At 50.8% G+C, this 24560-nt stretch carries 23 protein-coding genes; 13 read left to right on the top strand and 10 right to left on the bottom strand.

Annotated elements, in window-relative coordinates:
- Positions 1 to 154: 154 nt before the first annotated feature.
- The 7 genes from QPL94_RS19675 to QPL94_RS19645 all read right to left on the bottom strand — a co-directional run bounded on the left by QPL94_RS19675 (position 155) and on the right by QPL94_RS19645 (position 7298).
- Entirely contained in the window at positions 155 to 898 is a 744-nt protein-coding gene (locus QPL94_RS19675; RefSeq protein ID WP_285359619.1) for an energy transducer TonB, read from the bottom strand.
- Positions 895 to 1335: an ExbD/TolR family protein gene (locus tag QPL94_RS19670; RefSeq protein ID WP_285359618.1), complete on the bottom strand. Its 441-nt coding sequence runs from the start codon at positions 1333 to 1335 to the stop codon at positions 895 to 897. The genes QPL94_RS19675 and QPL94_RS19670 overlap by 4 nt, the downstream gene beginning before the upstream one ends.
- Positions 1332 to 1691: an ExbD/TolR family protein gene (locus QPL94_RS19665; RefSeq protein ID WP_285359617.1), complete on the bottom strand. Its 360-nt coding sequence runs from the start codon at positions 1689 to 1691 to the stop codon at positions 1332 to 1334. Before QPL94_RS19665 ends, QPL94_RS19670 begins: the two co-directional genes overlap by 4 nt.
- 31 nt (positions 1692 to 1722) lie before the next feature.
- A complete protein-coding gene (locus tag QPL94_RS19660; protein ID WP_285359616.1) occupies positions 1723 to 2544 on the bottom strand; it encodes a MotA/TolQ/ExbB proton channel family protein in 822 nt (273 codons plus the stop codon).
- A 407-nt stretch (positions 2545 to 2951) separates the two neighbouring features.
- Positions 2952 to 3263, bottom strand: a complete 312-nt coding sequence (locus QPL94_RS19655) for a hypothetical protein (protein ID WP_285359615.1) — start codon at positions 3261 to 3263, stop codon at positions 2952 to 2954.
- 176 nt (positions 3264 to 3439) lie between these two features.
- Positions 3440 to 6466, bottom strand: coding sequence for an ATP-binding protein (locus tag QPL94_RS19650; RefSeq protein ID WP_285359614.1), 3027 nt, complete (start codon positions 6464 to 6466; stop codon positions 3440 to 3442).
- On the bottom strand, positions 6444 to 7298 hold the full coding sequence (locus QPL94_RS19645) for an alpha/beta fold hydrolase (RefSeq protein WP_285359613.1): 855 nt from the start codon (positions 7296 to 7298) through the stop codon (positions 6444 to 6446). Before QPL94_RS19645 ends, QPL94_RS19650 begins: the two co-directional genes overlap by 23 nt.
- A 228-nt stretch (positions 7299 to 7526) precedes the next feature.
- Here QPL94_RS19645 and QPL94_RS19640 point away from each other — a divergent pair, with 228 nt between their 5' ends.
- From QPL94_RS19640 to QPL94_RS19595, 10 genes are all read left to right on the top strand, one after another.
- Positions 7527 to 7877, top strand: a complete 351-nt coding sequence (locus tag QPL94_RS19640) for a hypothetical protein (RefSeq protein ID WP_285359612.1) — start codon at positions 7527 to 7529, stop codon at positions 7875 to 7877.
- The gene (locus tag QPL94_RS19635; protein WP_285359611.1) at positions 7874 to 8845 is read left to right on the top strand and encodes a response regulator; all 972 of its coding nucleotides are present in this window, start codon (positions 7874 to 7876) and stop codon (positions 8843 to 8845) included. The genes QPL94_RS19640 and QPL94_RS19635 overlap by 4 nt, the downstream gene beginning before the upstream one ends.
- Positions 8842 to 9444 (top strand): helix-turn-helix transcriptional regulator, encoded by a 603-nt coding sequence (locus QPL94_RS19630; RefSeq protein ID WP_285359610.1) that lies wholly within the window; start codon positions 8842 to 8844, stop codon positions 9442 to 9444. The genes QPL94_RS19635 and QPL94_RS19630 overlap by 4 nt, the downstream gene beginning before the upstream one ends.
- Before the next feature lie 102 nt (positions 9445 to 9546).
- Positions 9547 to 9930 carry a hypothetical protein gene (locus tag QPL94_RS19625; RefSeq protein ID WP_285359609.1) on the top strand — a complete coding sequence of 128 codons (384 nt, stop codon included), beginning with the start codon at positions 9547 to 9549 and terminating at the stop codon, positions 9928 to 9930.
- Between the two features lie 118 nt (positions 9931 to 10048).
- Entirely contained in the window at positions 10049 to 10663 is a 615-nt protein-coding gene (locus QPL94_RS19620) for a hypothetical protein (protein ID WP_285359608.1), read from the top strand.
- Positions 10664 to 10858: 195 nt separating this feature from the next.
- A complete protein-coding gene (locus QPL94_RS19615) occupies positions 10859 to 11182 on the top strand; it encodes a HigA family addiction module antitoxin (protein WP_285359607.1) in 324 nt (107 codons plus the stop codon).
- 223 nt (positions 11183 to 11405) lie between these two features.
- Complete coding sequence (locus QPL94_RS19610; RefSeq protein ID WP_285359606.1) at positions 11406 to 12656, top strand: replication initiation protein; 1251 nt, start codon at positions 11406 to 11408, stop codon at positions 12654 to 12656.
- Positions 12657 to 12860: 204 nt separating this feature from the next.
- A complete protein-coding gene (locus QPL94_RS19605) occupies positions 12861 to 13175 on the top strand; it encodes a type II toxin-antitoxin system TacA family antitoxin (protein WP_285359605.1) in 315 nt (104 codons plus the stop codon).
- Positions 13135 to 13815, top strand: a complete 681-nt coding sequence (locus QPL94_RS19600; protein ID WP_285359604.1) for an antitoxin Xre/MbcA/ParS toxin-binding domain-containing protein — start codon at positions 13135 to 13137, stop codon at positions 13813 to 13815. Before QPL94_RS19605 ends, QPL94_RS19600 begins: the two co-directional genes overlap by 41 nt.
- Positions 13816 to 13959: 144 nt before the next feature.
- Positions 13960 to 14754: a tyrosine-type recombinase/integrase gene (locus tag QPL94_RS19595; protein ID WP_285359603.1), complete on the top strand. Its 795-nt coding sequence runs from the start codon at positions 13960 to 13962 to the stop codon at positions 14752 to 14754.
- A 252-nt stretch (positions 14755 to 15006) separates the two neighbouring features.
- Here the strand turns inward: QPL94_RS19595 and QPL94_RS19590 are convergent, their stop codons facing one another.
- Positions 15007 to 15873, bottom strand: a complete 867-nt coding sequence (locus QPL94_RS19590) for a BrxR family transcriptional regulator (protein WP_285359602.1) — start codon at positions 15871 to 15873, stop codon at positions 15007 to 15009.
- A gap of 1033 nt (positions 15874 to 16906) precedes the next feature.
- On the opposite strand from QPL94_RS19590, the gene QPL94_RS19585 reads away from it, so the two are divergent.
- Positions 16907 to 18583 carry a competence protein CoiA family protein gene (locus QPL94_RS19585; RefSeq protein WP_285359601.1) on the top strand — a complete coding sequence of 559 codons (1677 nt, stop codon included), beginning with the start codon at positions 16907 to 16909 and terminating at the stop codon, positions 18581 to 18583.
- A gap of 87 nt (positions 18584 to 18670) precedes the next feature.
- On the opposite strand, the gene QPL94_RS19580 is transcribed toward QPL94_RS19585, so the two are convergent.
- Both QPL94_RS19580 and QPL94_RS19575 read right to left on the bottom strand, forming a co-directional pair.
- Positions 18671 to 20047 (bottom strand): AAA family ATPase, encoded by a 1377-nt coding sequence (locus tag QPL94_RS19580; RefSeq protein WP_285359600.1) that lies wholly within the window; start codon positions 20045 to 20047, stop codon positions 18671 to 18673.
- A gap of 135 nt (positions 20048 to 20182) precedes the next feature.
- Positions 20183 to 21358 (bottom strand): replication initiation protein, encoded by a 1176-nt coding sequence (locus tag QPL94_RS19575; RefSeq protein ID WP_285359599.1) that lies wholly within the window; start codon positions 21356 to 21358, stop codon positions 20183 to 20185.
- A gap of 1518 nt (positions 21359 to 22876) precedes the next feature.
- On the opposite strand from QPL94_RS19575, the gene QPL94_RS19570 reads away from it, so the two are divergent.
- Both QPL94_RS19570 and QPL94_RS19565 read left to right on the top strand, forming a co-directional pair.
- Entirely contained in the window at positions 22877 to 23845 is a 969-nt protein-coding gene (locus QPL94_RS19570; protein WP_285359598.1) for a DNA-binding protein, read from the top strand.
- Positions 23846 to 23898: 53 nt separating this feature from the next.
- Complete coding sequence (locus tag QPL94_RS19565) at positions 23899 to 24549, top strand: GmrSD restriction endonuclease domain-containing protein (protein ID WP_285359721.1); 651 nt, start codon at positions 23899 to 23901, stop codon at positions 24547 to 24549.
- The last annotated feature ends 11 nt before the right edge of the window (positions 24550 to 24560 follow it).

Raw genomic sequence — 24560 nt, 5'->3', positions numbered from 1 at the left:
CTTCTTGGTCACAAAGTTTACGGTATCGCCCGCAGAGCCGCGGCCGGAAAATGACGAGCTCGGGCTGGCGGCGGAAATGACTGATGAGCTCGACTTCTACGCCATTTGACCAAACCGGCCATGGCGCGAGCTTGCTAATCACGCAAGAAATTGCTCAGCGTAGGCTGAACCTAACCGGCAATGCGTAAGTAAAACTCTCTCCTCTCATGGATTCAGGTACTGCAGGCAGAGGCTCCGCAGCTTTAAGCATATCCAGGGCGGCGTCATCCAAAAATGAGTGATCTGAGGACCTGCCTATTGAATGCCGCACCAGGGTGCCGTCGCGGTTAAATTCGAACACCACTACGGGTGAACCTTCCTGGCCTAGACGGCGTGACCGGCGCGGGTATTCGTAGAACCGGCTCAGGTGTCGGCTGAGTTCAGTCAGGTAGCTGTCTACCTCGGACGAATCTCCGGCGCTGAGTTCCACCTGCTGGCTGGCATTCTCTTCTTCAGCCTGTTTCTCCGTGACATCCTCTGAAGGCTCTTCACTTTTCGATGCGTCGGCTTCGACGATTTCTACCAAGGTTTCGGATTCTGGAACCGGCTGTGGCGCGGGTGATAGTTTGGGCTCAGGCTTTGGTTCAGGTTTTGACTCTGGCTCTGGTTCAGGTTCTGGCTCTGGCTCTGGTTCTGGTTCAGGTTGAGGCTCAGGTTCGAACGTTTCGGTTTTCGGCTGCGGGGCAGGCTTCTGAGGACTGGCCAACCGGATTCTCACCGCCGGTGCCTGGTTGACGCTGGTGGCGCCCTGCAGATTGATTTCCCGTATGGCGGGCGGTAGTGCCAGAGCAAGCGCGCCAAAGGTGATAATCGCCGATGTCAGCAGTAACAACCAGCGAATCGAAGCCCCCCGGTTCATGCCCCCGACGGCTCCGTCAGCAGAACAATGTCCTGATACCCCTCATCGGCCAAAAGACTGAACAAGGATTCCAGGTCAGCCATGGCCGTGCCAGCGGCAGCGCCAACAGTCAGCGAGGGCTTGCTGTCGGAAGCCGGCAGGTGCCGGAACAGACTGTTTGCGACGACGTTTTTGCCATCGACCTGCCAGTCACCGGTTGCCAGTACCACCAGGTCGGCCTGAACCCTGGCACTGGCCTCTTCTGCAATTGTGCCTGGCAAATCTGGAAGCACCCGATTCTGCATTTCGCCGGCGACAATGAAAAACATCAGCAGCAGAAAAACCAGGTTAATCAGCGGTAGTAAGGCATCTTCAACTCTTTCCATCAGTGATTTAGGGGCAGCCGTGAAGGATGGGGAAAGTGGCCCAGAGGAAGCGGGAGAGAGCGAGTCTTTCATCGGTCAACATCCCCGTCTTTTGCTCGCATCCAGTTGGGCTCAATGCCGCTCGCGCCCAGAGTGCTGAGCGCTAGGGTAAAGTCATGAACATTGGCGTCGGGTGCGGATGTAACATTGACCCGATCAATAGCTGCGCCTGTGAGCTGGCGAACAAGGTCATTGAGCGGATAGATCTGGTGGTTCCACTCAAGTTGTTGCCCGGCCAAAATGCGTATTTCAGGCACCTGCTCACCCTGATGGCCACCGGATTCTGACTGCACTTCGGTGCTGACTTCCAGAAGATTAACCGGCAGAAGCCGTGTGGTTAGCATGAAAAACACCAGCAGAATGAACACTACATCAATCAGTGGTGTCATTCTGATTGCCAGTGGCCGCGCGGGCCGGGGCTCAACGAATAGCATTGGATACGGTCTGACGGCCCTGCCACTCGACCTCTGAAGCGACAGGCATGGTTGCGGGCTGGGGAGGGGTGGTTGTCGGACGATCTTCACTTTCGGAGGTTGTGTTGGCGCCGAATGCGCCAGCTGTTTCGTCGGCATTGCCCGTGACGTTGTTAATTGTTTCAATCAGCACCAAATTCATCGTGCCCTGGAGCCGGCGCAGGCGAAATTCGATCCAGGCCGCCAGCGCTGCAAACGGAATGGCAACAATCAGGCCTGCAGCAGTCGTCGTAAGGGCCTGGTAGATGCCGCCGCTGAGCTGAGAGGCACTGGCTCTGCCCTCGGCTGCGGCCATGGTGCTGAAAGCCTCCATCATGCCCATTACTGTGCCGAGAAGACCTAGCAGGGGCGCAAGAGCGGCAATGACTTCAATAATCTTCAGAGGGGCCTCAAACGGAGTCAGCACCTGCTGGGCTTTCTGGGATACCATTTCGCGAATCTTACTTTCAGGCTCACCGCGCAGTTTGCCGTTCATGGTCATCAGGACCAGCGGATGCAGTGGATTAAGCCGACTAACCCCCCGGGTCTGACTGCGCAGGTGGTCGATGACCTTCTGGTCTGGCTCCTGCTTCCACTCCTGCACTGCCCGCCGGAGAGGACGGGTATAGCGGGGCGCGAACAAAGCGCCATACAACATCAGATAAACAAAGGTAATCATGCCCGCCAGAGACATGACTAAAAGCACAGCCATGACCGGGCCACCCATGTCGATGAGCTTGGCAATGGGTCCGGATGCGAAAGGATCACTCGGGATAAGGGCCTGAAACATGGTGACTCCGAGTCAAATATAAATAATAATGATATACATTCTTATTATATTTCATCGTCGCTGTAACCACAATCCTGCTCAGCCTGATCCATTAAACTTCTGATCAATAATTTAGTTGCTGTCTCCCGATGCTGAGAAAGACCAATGGACTTACCCCGGACGCCCCGGTCGGGCCCTGCTTATGCTGGCGCTGGAGCACCTATCCAGGCCCGCCCAAAATAGCCCTTTTGGGCATTGCAAAAAGGTCCGCTTTTTATTAGAAAAGCGGTCATTATTGGCAGTGTGAAATACGCCTCGAAAATGTTCGCTTTTGTTTATAAAGCGCGATGGCCCACACTTGGAGGGTTAACCCGCCTTAGCCAAATTCGAACAATTATGGTCTCTCGGCCACTTAAACACTTAGAGGTCTATTCGAAAAAGCGGACCAACGCGGTGTATTCGACGCGATTCACTGGAACGCTATCCTCTTCTGCTGCGGCCTGTACCCCAGCAAGAATTGAATCTCGTAGCCAAAAAGATCGGGATTTGCCCTCGCGGGGGGAGGCGAGGTACTGAATTTTCTTTGTCTTGCGGTCCGCGATCAATTTCTCCATGGCTTCATCGAACACTTCTTGCATCAAGACGTCGTCTTGTACGGCCTTCATTTTAATGGATCGGTGAAGGTCATCTGGCATCTTAACTTGTTGCAGGGTTCTTTCGGCTTTTTTCGCGGTTGTCATTGACTGCCTCATGCTTTGCACACCGGCGCAGCGCGCATGGCGGCGTCCGGTGATGCAACTTGTTAGAGAATTCAATCCGTTTGAAAAGGATCAAACTTATAATTGTTTACGAATGTGATTAATTTTATATGAATTAATCAGGATCGGATATACAACCTGAATCTCAAAACGGGCGGCTAATTCAGCGAGCTTCGGTCTCTGTTGCGGGGGGGGGAGCAGGGGAGCCGTTGTTGAGCGAGTGGCAACGTGAGTTTGAATGTAGCGCCGTGCTGGCTTGGTTCAAGAACGATTAGACCTCCCATTTTCTCAACAAGAGTCTTACAGATGGAAAGGCCCAGCCCGAGACCACTGGATTTATTGGAGTGGATGAAGGGTTCAAAAATCTGGGAATCGAGATGGGATGGAACTCCAGGCCCATTGTCCGAAATGGCTAAAATTAGATGCTGATCCTCCTTACGAATCTTTCCAGCAATCTTGATGCGCGGACTCTCTACCGAGCTCCCTAGAAGAGCATCCAGCGCATTATCAATCAAATTTCCGAGAACGTGCATGAGGGCCGACTCGGAAACCAGGACATATACCTCAACTCCGTGAGCCGAGAATTCAATTCCGGACAGACGATCGGCGTTGAGCTTAGCGGCACGCTGAATCACTTTGGACAACAGCGTTGGTTCCAATTCCAATTCAGGTGCTGATGTTGGCGCCAGGAAATCTCTCAGTTCTCTGATCATAAGCTGAATTCTTTGAAGTCCCTCTGTGGCATCGGCTAGCGCCTCGCTTCGCACCATGTCGTCACCGTGGTTCGCTGCAACGCGGGCAGCCGATAAAGCGTAATTGAGAGGGTTGCCAATTTCGTGGATGAGGCCTCCTGCAAAATGGTTGAGGGTTCTCCACCGTTCCGAATGGATCAGCTGGGCTTCGCTGGCTTTCAGGTCACTTACCGCCTTCTCCAAATCGTTATTTTTTGCTTCCAGCATCCTTTCGAGTCGGGTTCGCTTGATAAGATTGAATAGTCGAGTGGTAAGCTCTGGTCCGGAAAATGGCTTTGAGAGAAAATCGTCTACGCCGAGTCTTAATGCCTGTTCTCGAACATTGCCTTTGGTGTTGGCAGTCAGAAGGATGACCGGAATCGATTTAAGATCCTTGCTTTCTTTAAGCTCTATTAGGATGTCGATACCATCTTTATCAGGCAGCATGTGATCGAGAAGCACTGCTGTCGGCTGACGCTGGCGAATGACTTCAACGGCAGTGCCGCCTTCTGATACCCACTCAATATCGTAATTACTCTGCAAAAGATCCATGAGAACGGCTGCGATGTCCCTTTCATCGTCAACGATGACCAGCGTCGGGCGTTCGCTCATAGCCCTTATGGGGGATCGCATCAGATCGTGGAGTGATTGTCGAAGTTCAACCGCATCGAATGGCTTTATCAGGAAAGCATCAGCGCCGGCGTCGGCGGCTGCTTGTTCTGTCGAAGGATCGTTCTTGGCTGTGAGCATAATGATCGGAACGGTTTGACCGTGTGGATGTTGTCTACACCAGGTAACAAATTCAGTTCCGCTCATGCCAGGAAGCATCTGGTCGCTGATAAGGCAGCTCGGCTTCAGTTGCTCAAATAATTGTTGCCCCTCGTAAGCGTCAGATGCGATTCGAACCTGAAAGTCGGATGACAATACCGTTCTTATGTAAGCTGCCATGTCTGGTTCGTCATCAACCACAAGACATAGTGGTTTATTGCTCTGACTTTCCGGAGCCTCATTCGAGAAACAGGTGAGATAATCGACCTCTGCGCTTCGGAACACGTCCGCTCGATCATCATCAATCGCCACGGAAGCTGGAATATCCTGATGGCATAGAGGAAGTGATACTGTGAATGTCGCACCTGCGTCCAATTTGCTTTTCACGCTGATACTGCCGCCGTGCGAGGTGACAATCTCTTTGACAAGCGCCAGGCCAATACCAGTGCCATGGAAGCGACGGGTTTGTGACCCGTCAGCTTGTCGGTACCGCTCAAAAATCACGTCATGGTCTTTAGGATCAATACCGATGCCATTATCAGTGACGGTCAAAATGGCCTGATCGCCCTGCTTGCGGAGGGAAACAACAACTTCACCTTTTTTCACTGGTGAAAATTTAAAGGCGTTCTGGATCAGGTTGAAGCAAACGCGCTCTAACTGCATTTCGCTTCCCAAGACCGGAACAACGTCACTGTTGACTGTTACTGTGAGGCTTCTACCGCTTTCAGCACTGAACAAAGCCGAGAGCTGAGAAGCCGTGGATCTGACAATCTGATCAAATGCTAAAGGGGAAAGCTTCGGCTGTTTTCTACCAGATTCAAAACTCATGACCTCTAGCACATCATTCACGAGCTTTATTAATCGGGAGCCATTTCTGACTATTCGCTCAATGACTTCCCGGGCCTGGAGCGAAAGGCGGTCGCCCTCGGTAGCCAGGAGGTGCTTGGCGGGCCCCACAATAACGGTCAGCGGCGTGCGAAGTTCATGAGACACGTTGGCAAGAAATTCCGATTTGAGTCGGTCCATTTCTTCCAGCTCTTCATTCTTTCTCTGAATTTCCTGTTCCTGGCAGAACGTATAGAACCGTTCCCTTTCTGAAAAATACGCTGCGATGTTGGCTACAACGCCCGTCAGAAATATGAAGTAGGAATTGTTGATGACGATGCGCCAGGCACCCTCTGGGATGCCTGATGCTGCGCTCACTGCCAGATAGCTTGCGAGTGTCAGAAAGGTGTAGAACAGGGCTTCTTTAAAAGTAAGGCCCAGCATGAAGCCGATACCCAGCAACACCAGATTGATACCTGCGTAATAGGTCGATGTTGCGCCCTCCGTCTGATAAATGATGATCACTACCGTGAGAATGACGGAAGAAGTAAAAGCAGTTGTAACTAAAAACAGATAGGGCTTAACGCTGGGCAGGGTCGTGATCGCATACATTGCCATGAGAAATACGACTTCGGCGATTCTCAAAAAAGCGAACTGAACGAAATGGTCCGGGTAAACAACGTAGTCAAGAGGGATGCCCAGCGTGACGATGATGATGGAAATTAGGCAGCCAATTCGGTTCAGGTAAGCCCGATCCGCTAAATTCTTTTGTTTGTAAGCGGGGCGATAATGCTTAAGGTGCGAGACGTCGCCGAAAGCTGGGCTGAATTGAGCGAGGCTACGCGTAAGCGACTTGATCATTTTTCCGGCCCGCCTTGGCCATGAAGGTCTCTATGGCCGCTTGGTACTGAGGCCAGTTTTCAAACATTGGCATGTGGCCGCTGCCTTCTATTACAGCGATGCGGCTGTTCGGAAACAACGATGCCAGCTCTTCGGTGCGCCAGATAGCCACATACGGGTCGCGGTTTCCACACATTACTAATACCGGGCAGCGAATGCTCGGAATGATGTCGCTCAGATCCATATTGGCCAGGTCCCTGAAGTACACCCCCATAGATGAGCCGCTAATTTTTCGAAGGGCGGGAAAGTAGTAGGGCAGGTAGGCCTGGAACTCGGGTTTCTTGACGATCTTCTTGGGCTCGGCCAGTACATCGCCGATGAACATTTTGTGAATGCCCAGCGTTAGAGAACTGGCTCGTAACGCCGGCGAAATAAGCGCACGCCCGAAAGCGCCCAGCTTGTTGGCCATCCATTGAAAGGCAGCATAAATGCCGCCTTCCTCTTTTCCGGTAACAGCACCGCCAATGGATATAAGGCCTTGAACGCGATCGGGAGTCGTTGCTGCTGCTGCGATTCCTGCGTGTGCGCCTGTGGAGTGCCCAACAAGAATAAACGGTGCGGTAGGGCCCAGAAGGTAATTCACTTGCTCAATTACGGCGGCGGCAAGACTGTCTGCCGATAGTCTTGATGATGGACTGATCGCGGCCGATGGGTAGTGCCCAGGCAAACCGATTATAAAGATGGGGCGATTGCCAAACACTGACAGATGAGCGGGCCACCAGAAATAGATGGAGCAAAGAAGGCCGTGGATCAGAACAACGGGTGTGCCCGGTGCATTTTCATTAAATGCCAAGCACCTGAAACCGTTTATACCCGTCTCCCTGGGAGTCTGCGTTGTCATTTTATAACCTTCTATTACAGTCCTTTGCGTGCAAAGATACGAAAGTTTGGGGACCATTTCCGGGGACGGAGCCACAAAACCGGACGACATATCGCTAAAATGGGTACTGGTCAGCAGATTTAGCGCTGCCGATACAGAAAAATAGGATTATACCTAACGTCAACACCACAAGGACTGTGTGTGATTCACTGCATTTCAGGGCAACCTGATGTGATCAGTCGTCATCTTGCTGGCGACATCATCATATTTCACGGCTATGACGATCCTCTGCCGCCAATACCGGTGGGAGCGGTACTCATTCTCCATGAGCCCTCTCGGCTATGGTTGGCCAATCCCCCTTGGCTTCCAACTCCTGTGCATCGAATCCTGCTCACGGAGAATCCGACTGCTAGCGATATAAAAGCGGCGGTAAATGGTATTGGAATAACTCGCATTACTGACTTGGCTGAGCTTTCGCAGGCAATCAAGGATACGTTGAAGGCTTCTGCGATTTCCACGGCAGAAACCCGGATGGAGGGGGCGGCTTTATGACCGCACTGCCGATCTCTGTTGCCCTGGTGGACGATGAGCCTCGAACGCTGCGCGCTTTTAGGTGGGAGTTTGGCGAGGATTTCCAGATCCAAACATTCTGCAGCGGGTCTGAGCTGATCAGTGCGCTGGAGGCTGGTGAACACTTTGATGTTTTGATCAGTGATCAGCGAATGCAGGGAATGACAGGGGATGAAGTGCTCAAATTAGTGAGCCAAAAGTTTTCGCGGATGCGCCGATTGGTAATGACCGCTTTTGCAGATGTGGCACCGCTGCGGGTTTGTATAAATGAAGCCGGTATTGATGGTTACCTTGAGAAACCTTGGGATCCCATCGAAGTTCGTGAGTTTGTGAAACGATCCCATGCGAAGCTTTTGCAAGAAGTTGAGCGGGAAAGGCGCCGTGTATTGGCGGCAAATGAGCGGTGGGCTGCTATTCGCGGCGAGCGTGAACGAGATATTGTCCAGATTTGCCAGGCTTTGGGTTTCGGATCCAGTGTTTGCTCCACCTTCTTTCAAATTTTAGACCTATCGTCAGTGGCGCAACCTTATGATTGGTCTGACTTGTTGCTTGTAGATAAAGCCCAGGAGCAGGAGCTTGCTCTAGATTTCCTTTCCACGATTGAGTCATTGATGTCGTTGGGCTCGGAGTGGCCTGACTCTGGCCGGAGAGCGCTTTTTTATTGGTGGATGCTACTCAAAGAATGCCCTGAAGGACTCGGCGGCAGTTATTTCCAGCACCAGGACTATGAAAAGAAAATTTCCCTGTCATTCGACGCTGGCGCTCCTTTCGGGGACAGCATCCTTGACCCGTGTGGCGACCAGGACCCACAAACTTTGCGCCGAAACGCTCTGCTTCTTTTGATCATTCGAGAGCTGCAAAGCCTTGGCGGTAGTCTGGATCTTGACGCGGATAAAGATCGGTTTAGAGGGGATCTGCTCATCGTAGCTCCTACGGAGACGGCACGATGAGTTATGTGAATATTACAATCATTTATCCTTATCGGCTGATTGCTGATGTCTTTGCTTCGGCCATCAATGGCCTTCCCGATTTCTACGTGGCTCATCAAATCGAATCTTTGAAGGCATTGTGGGAGAGTGTTGAGGCCACTGACCTGATCCTTGTGGATTCAGACCTCCTGAAACAATCTGGGTTCAGGGACCTACCGAAAATTCAAACGCAATTTCCGCAGGTGCAAATAGTTGTCCTGGGCATTGTCTCTGCACCAGAAGTTTTGATTGCGAGAGGGTGTGCAGGGTATATAGATCTCCACCGGGGATTCGATGAAGCCATACACCTGATTACTCGGGTTGGTCGCGGTGCGGCCGGTGGGATTTTATCCAGCTCTAAATCTGCGTCTGTGAACGCTCTGGACTGTTTGTCGCATCGTGAAACCCAAACACTTAACCTGATCTGGGACGGCATGACTAACAAGGAAATCTGTGACTTCCTTGGGGTAAAGCAGCAAACGGTCAGCTCCTACGTGAACCGACTCTGCGAAAAGCTGGGGGTCGAGACGCGCAACGGTATTTTTCTTTTGAGTAGTCGGCTTCGGGATAAAACCCTGTAGGTTTTTTAAGACAAATTTTGTCTGTTTCTTACTACAGACACTTTACATTCCGTAACATAGACTCTCCTCCTATATAAGGACATATATTGAGGAAACGGACTCATGATCGCTCTCACGAAAGGATTCTCCATCCCACCCTCACTGTTCGTGTGTCTTCGGGATGAGAAGACAGGCAGTTTCAGCACGAATTTCCATCAAGTCGTATCAACGGATCCTTCTATCTCTTTTCATTCGTCGCACATATCAAAAGGGGTGCTGGAGACACTCGCGCTCAACATTTTGGCGATTGTGTTTCCAGGTGAAGAAATCGAACTACCAATAGGTCGCTGCTCTACCTTGGCCATGAGTCTGCACAGGATGTTTGTAGAAGACGTTCTTTCTACGATGCCAGAAGAGGGCGGGAATCTTCCGTTTGCAGTCGTCAGAGACTGGGCACTGGAAATCAGTGCGAACGTTGTTCAGCAGTTCGCGAAGGTCAGTGCATAAGCACAGACATAGTGGAGTGTTAGTGGCGAAATACCAATGAGAGCCCGTTCATAAAGCACTTTTGCGCTCGCAACGGGTAGTCCATTGGACAGCTTTCAAACTGTCAAAGGGAAAAGGCATGAAAAAAATACGCATTCTGGTGGCCAATCTTTTGGTTTTGACGAGCTCCTTCACGCTGGCTGATTCGATTCGGAGCGTTAAAGTTGGAGACCATTATTCTGTGCTCGCCTCAAATTTTGCTGAAGGGCAGTTAGTGACCTCTGATGATCCAATGGGGAAAGAGTACGGCTTCAAAGTTCACCGCATTGAGGTGGAAGATGCGACTCTCTTTGCCAGGTCGCTTCCAACGGGTGAACTCTACGACATCAATTTTGCCCAGCTGATCCCGATGAAACAAGCCGATGAATTCAAGGATGGGCTCTGCGAAAAGTACGCCATTTCACCGTGTGAATGGGATACCACATCACTGAAAACGCTCACCGGAAAACCAGTACCTCAATTTCAGGCCACTCGCACAAACGGTGATACGACCATTACCGTCGGCGTCTCTCAAGCAAGACGATCGGACCAGCAGGGTTTTTACTGGGCTGGAGCGGGCATAAATGGTGGTCGTCATCAAAAGGAATTGATTAAAGAGTGGAAGCACAAGGCACTGCTTGCGGCGGAAGAAGAAAAAGCGAAGGCCGCTCGCGCAGCCAGCGAGAACGCTGATCGAGTCGAAATGAAATTCTAGGCCACTTTTGTGGCGATAGAACCGTCATCTGGTTGCTCTCTGCCGTGATTGAGTTGCCGCTCGCCGTGGTTCAGTTGCCCCCTGCCGTCATCAGGTTGTGACAAACCTTCCTTGGGTTGTTTCTCGTGTGACACAATTGCGCGATGTATCGCCTATGATACACTTCGAAAAGGTTGTCATCGGAGGAACCGCAAAATGAGCAGCGCCGCCCCGATCCATCCCGGAATTCACCTGGGACACGAAATTGAGCGCCACGAGTTGAGTAAGCGCCAAACTGCGGAGTCGCTGCAGATTGGAAGGATGACGCTTTATCGCCTGATTAAAGGAGAGGCCGACATAACCGTTGAATTGGCACTGCGCCTGGAAGCAGGGTTCGGGATTCCTGCGGTGAAATGGTTAGAAATGCAGGCCGATTATGATCGATGGCAGAACCAAGTGAAGGGGTCGGATTTGTCCCGTATCCCTCGGCTGGTAGAACCAGAAACCAAGTCTCAACAGGAACTGAATATGCTTTTCTAACAGATAAAAGAAAAGGCCCGATCTGGTAAATCGGGCCTTTCAAGAAAATGGGCACCAAGCTGCAACTTGAGTGCCTGATGTGCGAGCTCCGCGCTAAACGAAGGAACACACGAACAGCCTTCAATATAGCGCGTCATGGCTCCCTTTTGCAAGAAATAAGGGTAGAGAATGACGATAGCACCTCTCTACACGCTCTGTTCACCCATGGAAAGGGGAATTCAGCGTGGCGACATCACCTGATGTAAGGCCGGATAACCAGGCTTTTTCGAAGCCTGGCTCATCTTTGATTCGGGTCTTTAACGAAGCACCTTACCTTTGTCGCTGTTCAGACAATAAGTCTGCGGCTTACGTCAAACCGAGGGCGAACGCGGTGAATTGGCCCTACATGCAGGTCAATCGCCGAAATGTTGTTTCCTGGATGGTTTTCGATTTAGACCATGATAATCCGATGGTTTGGGAAGACGCAGCGTTACCGCCTCCCAACCTCATCGTTCGTAACCCGGAAACCAGCAGTGCTCACCTTTTTTATGCGATCACACCGGTTCTCACAGGCCCTGAAGCCCGACAGCAGCCGATTGATTTCATGAAAGCTGTTTATCGCTCAATGGCGCTGAAATTAAAGGCGGATCTTGCGTACAGCGGTCCTGTGGCAAAAACACCGGGCCATCCCTGGTGGCAGACCACGGAGCTTCATAATTCTGAATACTCTCTTGGTGAATTGCAGCCGGCGAGCGAGCTTGAGTACATACCTCCATGGCGAGGCGTTCCAGATCTGGAGACCGTCAGCCATTCCAGACACTGTACCTTGTTCGAGCAAGTTCGATTTTTTGCCTATGCGATCGTGCGGCAGGAACGTGAGCAGGGCTCTGAAAGCTCCTTTATAAAGAGGGTGGAGCAGTACGCACGGAGTAAGAACCGATTTTCCGGACGTCACTACAAATCCGGCAAGCTTCGCCAGAGCCAGGTTCGTGCGACAGTAAAATCCATTACTCGCTGGACCTGGTCAAAGTATTACGGCGCCGCCGATTGTGCTCGTGGAACCATGCTGTTAGATCGCTCAATACCGCTGCCTGAGAAGCAGCGTTTAGCAGCGAGGTACACGCACAAAGAGCGTGTTAAGAAGACCGAAGAGAAGATTCGGACAGCCGTCGCCAATCTTGAGGCTCAGGGAACTGCGCTGACACAGAAGGCTGTTGCTGGAGCTTCAGGACTTTCCCGCCAAACCGTTGCAAAGCACAAACATTTACTTACGCCAACCGGTCGCAATGTTGTCGATTTTGTCTCTGAAAAGCGGCGCCTAAACACCGCCAAATCTAATGTTAAAAATGCTGTCTATCAGATAACTGCTTTGCTTGAGTGTTCTGTTTTGTATGATCATGGTCGGTTCCTAGTACCGGTGCGGAGAGTAAGAACGGCGTCTCCTTCGGCAACCAGAATGAAATCAAGTAGGGTGCTGGACCCAGATACCAGTTAAGTGTTTTTCAACACGGTGGTGATTTTTAGCAATCTCTGGTCTTGCGTGATTTGATTTGTACGGACGTTTGCCGTACATTATAGATGTTGCCTAATGGCAATTCTCTAAACATTGATCTACTAACACTACTAAACCTACTAAAACTACAGTAACGGAGAGGAGCTGGAAAAACCTCCAAAGAGAGGATTTCAGCACGGGGCATATATGCAAACTAAAGTCGCAAGGCTGGATCTTCGATTGGATCCGGAAATCAAAAACCTTGCGTCGCGAGCTTCTGCTTTAGTTGGCTCCAAGAATTTGAGTGAATTCGTCGTGCAGGCGATTCGCGAGAAAGCGAGCCGGACAATAGAGGAAGCAGAGGTTGTGCGGTTGAACAGTGAGGCCTTTTCAGCCTTTCAGGCGGCTTGCCAGTCACCTGAACCTGTAGGCGACTCTCTGTCAGCAGCCATGCGACGCCGTCACAAACGGAAACAGGAAAGTGCTTCTTTTAGAGGAACTGAACAAGAAATATCACGATAGGAAAAAATTTGATTGCGGGCTTGCTGATGTAAACGACTTTCTCCAGAAGAAGGCCAACAAGCAAGCTCAGCAATCCGTTAACAGAACGTGGGTAGCAATTGACCACGAAACCATGCGTGATCTGCCGGCGCCGATTGCTGGTTTTTTTACACTGACGTCATGCACCATCGCGCACCAGGACATTTCCGGTCAATATCCGCATTACCCTTTGCCTGCCTTTAAATTGGCCTGGATTGGTGTTGATGATGCCTACCAGGGAACCCCGATGCGAGTGGGTGAAGAGCTGCTTTTAGAGGCTCTTTATCAGACTTGGCAGCTGTTTACAGTTACTAAACTTGGGGTGGCTATTCTGGTTGATCCATTGACACAGGACAGCGAGAATTTTTTCGGGAAGTACGATTTTGTGGGAATTGGTCGTAAGTTCCATGGCCAGGAAACGCTTTACCTGCCGATTGAGAAGATTCGACGTTTGATTGAGCAAAATCTGATTGTTGCGGCCGTGGAGAAATTTGGTTCGCAACAAGCGGCCGACCGTTGGTTCGTCACGCAAAATCCAATTTTCGGTGGGACGGACCCGAAGCAACTCATGACTGAGCCTGGTGGTGTTAAAGAACTTGAGCAATTTCTCTACGGTAGCTGAGGTTTTGCAATTATCACAGGGAAAGACTCAAACACCGACAGACAGGCTGTTGTGGGTCCAATCTATCTCAGTTGATAAAATCCGTTATAATACTATTATTACGGATTATTATTAATTCTTAGAAGCCCTCTTCCGGAACGTGCAATGAGTAAAAGCGGTAAAGCCCGGGTCCTCACTCCAGAACAATTTACTCACCTGCTGGGTGTTATCAAGAATCATCGATGGCCGGAAAAGAACACAGCTATCGTCCAGGTAAGTTTCAAGCTTGGTCTTCGAGTACAGGAGATCGCACTTCTCCAGGTAAAAGAAGTAGCGGAGCTGGAGTTTCAAGGCAACCGAACGACTGGATTTCGCCTCAAAGAGATATTGGCTTTGCCAGCGAATATTACCAAGGGTTCCAGCGCGACAAAGCGATCTACAACTCCATATCATCGGCGCCGGATTTCAATGACGGTCGAAGAGTTCAATCAAAAGCTTCGCCAGGTAGAAGAATTGGCGAAAGCCGGCGCTGAAATTAAACCTGAAGACTTCCATCCTCCAGTCCAAAATCGGAAAGGTAAATCGAGAGATTTGCCAATGAAAGACCTGGTACTGAGGGAGGCCTTAACAGACTATTTGTGTGTTCGTTTGGATCAAGATCCATCGCTGAAACCAAGCGACCCCTTGTTTCTATCGCAAAAAGGTGGGCCCTATTCCCCTAATACGCTTCAGGATCACATTGCTTTGATGATCCGACGCTGGGCGAGCATTGAAAAGGGATCGTCACATTCTGGTCGACGTACACTGTTGACCGGAATTATCCAAGGAGAAGCCTCGGGTCTCAAAGCGGCTCAGCAAGTGGCAGGACACGTCAACGAAGCAACCACGCTGATCTACCAAGAGCTACCGGAGTGGTCTATTGCTGATGCGTTGCAACGGGTTGGGACAGTCTATAAATAGCTTCGACGATTAAACAATTGCGCCCCTTCTTTAGGAAGGTGATCGTAGGCTAGGAGTGTCTAGTGGACCGGGGTAAGTCCAATAGTGGAGATTGGTGAAGACGGCTGCTGATATTTCGCTGTCAGGAGCCGTCTTCACAATGGGCGTTGCATCCAGTCAATTGGTGCAGCCACCTTGTGAAAATGACATTTGAATCGTTGGTGAAAACGTCCAACAAACGACCGTTTATTGACGCAATATATCAAAAGCAACTTAGCCGGGCTTTTTGTATCCCGGAGCCAGAAGAGCATTTTGAATGTCGTAAAGCGCAAGAGGGTTTCGCAAACAGAGTTGATACTCTTTGCCTTTTTTTGATTGATCGGGTGAACAGTCGACGCTCCACAGTCTCAGCCAATAACTCGCAATTGCAGCACGCACAGGCAGAACGAGCACATTGTTTTCCATGCCGTATTCGGTGGCTATAGCTTCAGGATGACGTACATTGTCCCGATCGGGGTGCGGCGCAAGTTCTAGCCGCACTATTCTATTCCACTGCTCGTCGCCCTCTATGCTCTCTTTACGCTGGATAGGCCCCTGTATAGATTCTGCCGAAGTGATTCGACCGAGAACAAAATCCCAAAAGCAGCCGCGTGCGCGATCGTAAGACCGGACGTGCCAGCGAATACCATTATCCACCAGTGAGTGAGGCACTATTTCGCTACTGTCAGACCCTCTTGAGGCAGCTACATAGTCAACCTTTAAAGCACTTTTGTTGACGATCGCGCGGGTGACTTCTGCAAGTATCTCTACTTTTGGGAGAGAGAGTCTTGGCGGGACAGCTACGGGTCCAATACCTAGCGCATCGCCTATTTTTAAGTTTCGAAGCTTTGCAAAGACTGTGGCTGCAGCATGCTCAAAGAGTGGCGAAAATGATTTGGGGTTTACCTCCCATCGCTTTGTCGTGTTATTGAGTGACATATTGTGCGGGCAGAGGTCGTTATAACTGCGGAAGTCCCGCGTTGCTGCAGCTGCCCCAATGCCAAAGTGTTGGGTTAAATCATGTCTCGACACCCAACCTCGGAAAAATAACAGGAACTCAATATGCTCAAGACGCTTTTTGACCGCCTGTGAAATGTTCATCTCATCCTCGTAGTCTAATTATTATAAATCTAGAGTAGCATCAAAACGATCATTTGACATCATCAAAATGATCAGGTTAAAATTATGATAGTCCGTAGAATAGGTTTACGGATGTTATGCAATCGACATTGAGGTGAATGTATGGCTACAAACCCGCCAATTGGGGATAACCGACGACAGGGTGCTGTCAGGAAACGCTCGCAGTTCCAGACTCCGTCTGGGAGTTGGGCCAAGAGGGACGCAGATACAGGAAGAATTATGGACGTTAAGCAGGACGGCACGCCGTTTAAGGGGGTACGCAAAGAAAAATAGGCATCGACTCTACATCGATGCCTATTCGAGGTTGATGGGTCAGCAGCTCTCTACAAGCTGTGTACCGGCTTTATGTCAGGAGGTCTCAGCCCACGTCACAAAGCGCGCATCTCAGTCCAGATAAGCGTAGACGGTTGCATCAATCTTTTCAAGAGATCCCTCCTTCAACTTGTATTTAGGAGGACCTAATGGCGAAGCCTAAGGTTGTTCAAGTATGCAGTTACCCTCGCTTTCGTTTCGGGAAGTGGGAAAGCGTGATCTCGCATTTGAGATCATTGCCTAGGTAACTATTAGGCAGAGACTTCAAGGATGAAGTCTTTCTATATGCGTTTGGCCACAGGATGTATTGGCCCAATGGAACTTACTCCCCGGATCATTGCAACCTTACAATCACTCCTTTTTCTTGGACACCCATTTCCTTACGAGGGTCCAGGCATCAGCATTTGCTGACGTGGCATGTGGTCAGCCACGATGTCACGATTTTCAATCGCAAGCGCATGTCCTCGAGATACCGCTAGTTTAAACAACCTGGGAGCCGAGTTAGCGTCCACCCAAGGAAATCGAGAACAAGTGGGTTCGCTTGATAAACTCGCCTAGGAGAAGACGCTAATCGTTGTTCTCTATCTCGAATTCTGGCAATTTCCGTACGGAAACTCTGTTTTAGAAAGCCCTGCCGGAGCTGAGCCACCCCTGCCCTGCTGTTACTGGATAAGATGGACGCGTGAAGACAGAAACGAGCCCCTACAGCAAACTCCGCGTGCCTTTCGGCGAAAAAGACGGGCGTCTGTATCGTCCGGATGCCGTGGAAAGAGGAAAGCAGTGCGATTGTCACTGTCCCGAATGCGACGCCAAACTGAGCGTGAAACGCAGTGTGGCAGGCCGCTTGTTTTTTGCGCACCACCGCGCCGAGAACTGCTTGGGAGGCTATGAAACGGCCATCCACAAAATGGGCAAGCAGATCCTATTGGATGCCGGTCGGGTGTGGTTGCCCAAGCGTGACGTGACCTTCTCCTTTCCCTTGGTCTTTGGTGAGACGCTCTCTGAAACTGTCAGCTTTGAACCCCGAGAGGTTCAATTCGAGTCGGCGGTGTCAGAAAAAAAGCTGGACAGCGGTTTTATCCCTGATGTCACGGCGGTGCTGAAAAACGGCGCCCCGCTGTACATTGAAATCCTGGTGACTCATGCGGTCGGGGAAGAAAAAGGAGGAGCCATTGATAACGTCATGGAAATCGATCTGAGCCGGCTGTCTGAAGAAACCGTGTTGGATTCGTCTGAACTTGAGCTGGAGGTTCTACAACGAGCCTCGCGCTGGTGGCATCGATGCTCTTTGTTTGATGAGCTCCCAGAAGTTCAGGCGGCGAAGGCGGCCCTGAAGGCTCGGGTACCGAAGGAAATCAAACGCCTGGAACGTAAAAAAGCCGCTGAGATGCAAAAGGAAGAACAAGCCCGGCTTAAGGTCGAGCGTCAAGAGGCCCAGGAAAAGCAGCGAGAACTGGAACGGGCACCCTGGCTCGGGGCCCTAAAACGGCTGGAATATGCTAATGATTTTACCGGTTGGCTCAATATGTCTGCGACGATGTCCAAACGCGCAGAGCCGCATCTAGCGTCGGTCGCGCTGCGTTTGGGTTTCAATCCGCGACAATGGCCATCCTTCCTGAATCTTCCCATCGACCAGGAGTGGGTTTTTAAAGAAGATCGACGGCTGTGGCAAAGCGCTGTGTTTGAACAGTTGATCCTCGCTAACACGCCAGGCGAGATGTTGTCCGTGCCCAAGGCCTTGGCCATAGCTGAGAAAGCCGCGGGGGTCCGGCCATGGGCCCTGCAGCTTAGTCAACTGAAACAGGCCCACTCGAAGCGCCCCGAGAATCAAAAGAAGGCCTATGAGTTGCGAGGGGTGTGGTTTCTGGATCCTGCTGAAAACCAGGCCATTCGTTCACCCTACGCCGTTGTCTTATCCTATTTAAAGGCGCTGCGTAAGCGAGGCCTGCTTGCGGAGGTTGCGCAAGGCCGATCGTTTAAGGTCCTGTTGTCAGGGGCGGACATTTGGGAGACTCATCGTCGACAGCAACAGTCCTCTGGTACGGAGTGGTCCAAGGGGTCTGCACGGACCTTCGTGCGCCTGGCCCAGAACGTGTCTCAGGAAAGTCTGCAGAGAGAAGCTGAGAAGAAACAGCGTCGTAAAGAGTTGGACGAGCAAATTGAGTTGTCGGTGATTGACGCCCAGAGTATCGCGGCCGCCGGCGAAGACAGTGCCATTTTCTGTAAGTCTTGTAGACGTCATCACGTCCCTGATCCCACCCCTGACTGCCCGGTATGTCGAAGTTATCAGATCAAGATGGTTACCTTGACCGAGTCTTATCTCGAGTCGCTGGCCGCCCGCCTGCGCTGTATGCCTTGAGTAGTCAACTCACGCGTTTTGTTGATTAAAAAGGTGATCCCCCCAAGAAACCAAAGTGCTCAACCTGTCATGTGCCAATGGGCAAAGTTAATCGGCTTTTGGGCCAGATTCGTTCGCAAAGCGGACCTCCTTTGGAATCGTGCTTGCCCTGTAACCGTAACGACTACTGGCAGCATTTGCTGACAAGGGTTTTGGATCCTTCTGCAAATCGTTGTATAACCGAACGCCATGTGATTCAGCCTGTAGGCGGACATACCCACGCAACATTCGCTCTTTATAATCAAAAATCGGTTTTCGTTTTTGAGCGCGCTGCAAAATTGGACCATTGGATGGTTTCGCCAAATTCAGAATACCCTTTTTATACTCCTCGCGACTTACTGGAGAGCGCGAAATCTGACGCATAATCCCAAGATACGATGCGAACATCTCCTCTTCAGTGCGGACCATGTAATCAGTGTCGGCTGTCGACCAGAGGATTTCTTCAATGTTCGGGATTGAGTTCACGGCTTTCTCGTAAGGCACTTTGTATTCCGCAGAGCAAGTCTCGATGGCTTCTCCAAGGGCTGTCTGAAAGTGATCTTCGTTCACTGTGTGTACGAGGTTCGGATCATCATTGAGCTCCCATATAAGGCGCTCTGTTAACAGGTGCACGTAATAAGGATAACCGTCGCTGATCAATGCGATGCGGATTTCAAGCTCGCGCCCGATTGTTACGTCCAAATTATTAAGCGGTTCCCGAATAATCTGCCAGCGATCGTCGAAGTTCAATTTCGGAACATCAATTGAATCAATTTGTCGGGCACAGGATGGATGCTCGCCTATAAGGTCTGTCACGTTGGTGGCAATGCCGGTGATAATCAGCTTTACGGGGATCATCTGGTTGCCAAAATGCTTAATTAAATCAGCGAACCGGTTGCGCTCATTTGGATCGCGAATACGATCAAATTCATCGATGACCACGGTCGTTGGGTCGGAATAATTGTCTGCAAGCCATTTAAACACTCGCACGGCATCGGTGACATCACGGATACCAGTTTCAATGTCAGCCAACCGGACGCCCTGACTCAAACTTTTCCCAATGTTTAGGCCAAGCAGCGCGATAGACGTTCCGTGCCCAGATTCACTACTTCGCTCGAAGATACCGGAGTGTTTAAGAGCTTCGTAGGCGATGTTGGCGACAATACCCGCAAAGGTGGTCCTGGGGGAGCAGTCAATATGAATGTGGGCTTTTGATCCTTCTTGGAAGCTTGTTGCAGCGATGGTAGCGATTGACGTTTTCCCTACCCCTCGGTCCCCTACAATGAAGACGTGAGTCCCGTCTGAGTATAAAGCCCGCTCGACCTGGCGCAGTTCCTTTTCCCTACCGAAAAGGAATTCCGGGGATCGGATGGGATGAGAACGCGAGAGATGTTTAGCAATGAAACTGTGCAACTCCTTCTTGCTGTTTATTCCTTCCAATGCCATAAGCAATCTCGGTTAGATGTTATGAAGCTGGTCGGCAACCAGGTTGAGGCGATCCTTTTCTTCCATGTTATCGGTGAAACCCTGAGTGGCGAGATCTGTTTTTCGATATCGGAACGTTAAGGCTGCCAATTATGGCTAAGGGACAGCCCGGAATTTCTCAACCTGCTGATTGACCGAATAGTTTAGAAATTCGGAGTAGGTCGCGAACGATTCGCCCCTCTCCTGCTCAGCGGCAACCAATTTACGGAATTCCGCCGGCGATGCGCAGTCGTCGAACAAAGGATGATCCGGCTTTTGTTTTGGCTCCGCGGTCTTGGCTGCTGTTGATTCGATTTCAAATGGCAGCTCAGGGTCCGCATAATTCTCACGCACGGCCGTCACGAACCAGCCGGCCGGGTTGCTCAATGTATGGGCTCGGTGGTGGGCTTTGGCCAGCGCAAGATTGTTGACGATCCGATCTTCATCAAATTGGGAAAAGAGCTGGCGACATGATGCGTCGGTGACGCCGAGCGCCCTGAGGTCTGAATACAACGGATGGTTAGGAAGATCTTCAAGCGTGTCGATGGTTTTCCACTCGAACTCTAAGGCAACCGTTTTACGGCCGTGCTTTATCTTTTTGACGTGAACCTTTTTGAACTCCGTGAATTGCTCAATTTGAGCGATCGCCGGCTGAAGCACCTTCTGATTGAGATTGGCGAATCTTTCGTAGGTTTCCGGGTTGTAGCCCATCAATTTCGAGAAGTTATCCCAACCATTGCGAGCTGCAAGCTTTGGATCCAGGCCAACGGTCCGATTACCGAACTTACGGTATTGCTGGAAAAGCTCGTACAGTCGAATGGCATAATTCGACTTCATCTTGAGGATCCGGCCAAGTTCGTAGAGGGTGAACCGCCCTACCAGGCCGATAAGGAAGGGCTTGAGCTCTTCACTGAATTTGATGCCGAAGGTACCTCGCTCGCAGTAAGCTTTGGAAACCCACTGGTACATGCGCCACTCGCCGGTGTCGTCGTTCCGAATGGTGACCTGCTTACTCATAATTCCTTTGGAAATGCGCCGTAGGTCTCTGTAAGCATTCTTTGGGTTGAGCTCCAGGTGTTCGACCAGGTCTTGGACCTGAAAAACCTGTTCATGGAACTGCGTCTGGTCCTTCCGGATTTGCGCCATGGCAACCAAAAGAAGTTTGTGTTCCTGGCTGGTGAGCTCGAATTGCGCCTCAACCAGTGCATTGGCCTTCGCAACCCGGAGTTTTTGGGTGTTTTCGTTAAGCGGAATTAAATCGAGCTGGTGACCGGCTTCAGCTGCTTGACCCACGACGATCCCCGAATGAATGAAATTATGGTTTGAACAAATATCACCCAAGTCAGATCGCTTCAAGCCCGACGCATCAGAAGCAACTCAAGGAAGGTTAAAGGCAACCTGATGACGGTCGTTGGTAACCAAATGACGGTGAAGATGGGTAATTCAATAGATCCTACCCGATTATTGGGCGGGCTTGGGCTGTTACTGAAGCCGCCCTTCCCTTTCTTGTGCTGGATTCGCCTTCATCTGGTTGCCGTTTAGGGGGGCAGTTTCCCAACACCGAGCATTCTAGCGTAGCTTTGGGCCAGTAAAGATCGAAACCACCGTCATCAGGTTGCCTGGGAGAGACATTTAACCGTCATTGAGTTGCCGTTACTCGCTAAGATCGATTTTAAGGCCGTCATCAGGTTGCCGTTAAACGCTAGTACCAGGCTACGAAACCCCCGAAACCGAGATCGACCGTCATTCAGTTGCCTTCAGGATGAAAAATCTCCGGACTTTGGCCGTCATTTGGTTGCTTAAAATGAAGGTTAACCGTCATCAGGTTGCCTAAAAAGCCTGACAGGTGCCTATACAGCCGTCATTGGGTTGCCTTTTAGTGAGAAAACGCTTTCTGAGGCCGACCTTCATTGGGTTGCCGGACTGCGTCATGGAGTTGCGTGGAACCGTCCAGACCATGCGATTTTACCGTCATGGAGTTGCCGTTTTACTTCATCAGATCTACTGAGTCTTCATCGTGGTTGCCTGAAAACAGGTAATGTATTGTTTTGGCAGTCTTTATTCGTCCAGAAACAAACATAACTGTGTAAATAGGAAATAATGCAAACATGAGGTTGTCCGCTTTTCTCAGGAATTAATAAGACCAGCCTTCCATGAAAGGCAACCTCAGTGAGCCTGGCCACCTATTTCTCTTCGCTGATTGGAATGGCCACAAACCCTGCCCTGCTTGCATCAAAGTCGAATTCTGCCCAGGGAGCTTCAAAGGCTCCATCACCGTTAAGGGCAACCTGAAAGAAACCCTTTCTCTGGCCTTCATGCCCTAAATCCAGGTGACGTTTCCAGAAGTGATCTCGCCGGCGACCGTTATTACGCTCACGATCTTTAGCGTCAATAGAACTCAGATCGCCACCCAGCCAAGGGAAAGTGACTTCACCGGGAAGATAGGATCGGATCCAGGCAATGCACCAACTCCTGAAACCCAGGCCATCAAGGGAGTAACTGAAAGACCAGTCTGCCACCGAAAAGGTCTTGCCACACCGGCAACTCCCTTGAATGCACCCTTCCCCGCGGGTTTTTGGACTCAGGATCCTAACCGTGGCATGAAAACGCCACGCGGCTTCGGTGTAAGTGGTTTTCGCCTCAAGTGCGGCAATACCGATATGCGCACCATCCAGGTTTTCTATTCGAAACTCCTCACAAATTTCACATAATCCTGGCTTGTTATTTATTTCTTTGTTCCTTTATTTGTTTGTTTCTTTGTTTATTATCTTAGGGTATCATTGACTCATATTCCACTGATTCGAGGTTTTTATGCGCCCTGCTGAATTTGAAGATGAACAGATCATCGAGGCTGGCAAGCGTCTTTTGAGCGAAGGTCGGCGGGTAACTGGCTTCGCCCTGAGAAAGGAAATCGGAGGCGGCAATCCTTCCCGCCTGGTGAGGGTATGGGAGGAATTCCGGCAAAGTCAGGAAGTGGTTGAGAGTCAGCCCGTCCAAGACTTGCCGGTGGAAGTTGAAGAAGCTCTGACAGAAATGACAGATTCATTTCTGGATCAGGTTAGGAGTTTGGCGCTGAATCTTAACAACCGAGCGGTAAAGACTGCGGAGCGTCGTGTAGCCGATGTGATGAAGTCGGCCAAAGAACAACAGGAGAGCGCTGAGGCCGAGCTGATCGATGCCGCTACAGCGGTTGATGAACTGGAGAGCCAGGCAAGGGCGTTGCAGGACGAGTTGGATCAGACAAAACGAGCGCTGAATACAGCGAACGAAGAGAACAAAACCCTCGGAAACCGGCTGGTGAGTCTGGAAAAAGAACTTGCGATTGCCGATCAAAAACTGAGTAAAGAGCAAGAAAAAACCAAAGATCTGAAAGACGAAGTCGCTGGTTTGAAAAACGCCAATAAAAGCCTGGAGGGTGACAAATTCGATTTGCGCGAACAGCGTGATGGTTGGAAAGCGAGTGCGGAGTCTCGGGAACAGGAAGTGTCTGATGTGAAAAACGAACTGTCAGAAGCTCAGGGTCAGGTAAAAGAGCTCGAAGCCCAAAAGAAAGCTTCGGAGGCCCTGGCAGAGGAACGCAAGGTTGATCGGGAGTCTGCCCGCGCTGCCCAAAAAGACGCAGAAACAAAGGTAACTCAGCTTGAGACCAAGCTGGCAACGAGCCAAAGCCAAAACGAAGAATTGAAAGCAGACATAAAACAGTTAAAGAAGCAGCTTGAAGAGCTCCAGAAACAAGGACAGGAAACCAGTACCGGCAGGGAGAAAGGCGGTAAGTCGTGATTAAGCGATGGACTGTCTGGTTATGTTTCTTGGTGTTATCGGCTTTGCCCTTGATGGGGGCAGCCGATGTGGTCAAAAAGTCTGGCTCGGGCATCTGTCATGGACCGCAAAGCCCCTGGTACGACGTGGTGAAAAACTACCAAGGCTTCGAGAGTCTTCGAAGGTGTACGCAGTCTGGAGGCCGCCTGCCAAAAGGGACCAGTTCCACGCGCCAGCAAATTGGTGCTCAGGTCTACAGTCGCGCTCACTATGGAAACGGATGGGCAGATGAAGACCGTGACTGTCAGGACACCCGTAATGAGCTTCTTATCGAACGCTCTACGGCACCCGTGCGCTTTACGGATGCGTCCAAATGCAGGGTCCTCTTTGGGCGTTGGATCAGCCCGTTCACCAATGAGGTTATTCACGATGCCCGACAGCTTGAGGCCGATCACCTGGTCCCCCTCTTTTGGAGTTGGCGCCGAGGGGCCTCAGAGTGGTCAGACGAGCAAAAAGAGACATTCGCCAATGATCCTGCGAATGTGTTGATCGTCGAATCGCTGAATCAGTCAAAATCCGATAGAGGGCCGGATCAATGGTTACCGCCGGAAGGTCGTTGTGGTTACACGGCCAGATTTACAAGAATTGTTCTGAAATACCGGTTGGAACCTAATCCTGACGAATACCAGAGGATTAAAGAAATCCTGGCGCAGTGTAGAGGTTGATTTTGATCGGA

Source organism: Marinobacter sp. SS13-12 (assembly GCF_030227115.1).
Taxonomy (GTDB): domain Bacteria; phylum Pseudomonadota; class Gammaproteobacteria; order Pseudomonadales; family Oleiphilaceae; genus Marinobacter.
This window is presented reverse-complemented; position numbering and strand designations above follow the sequence as displayed.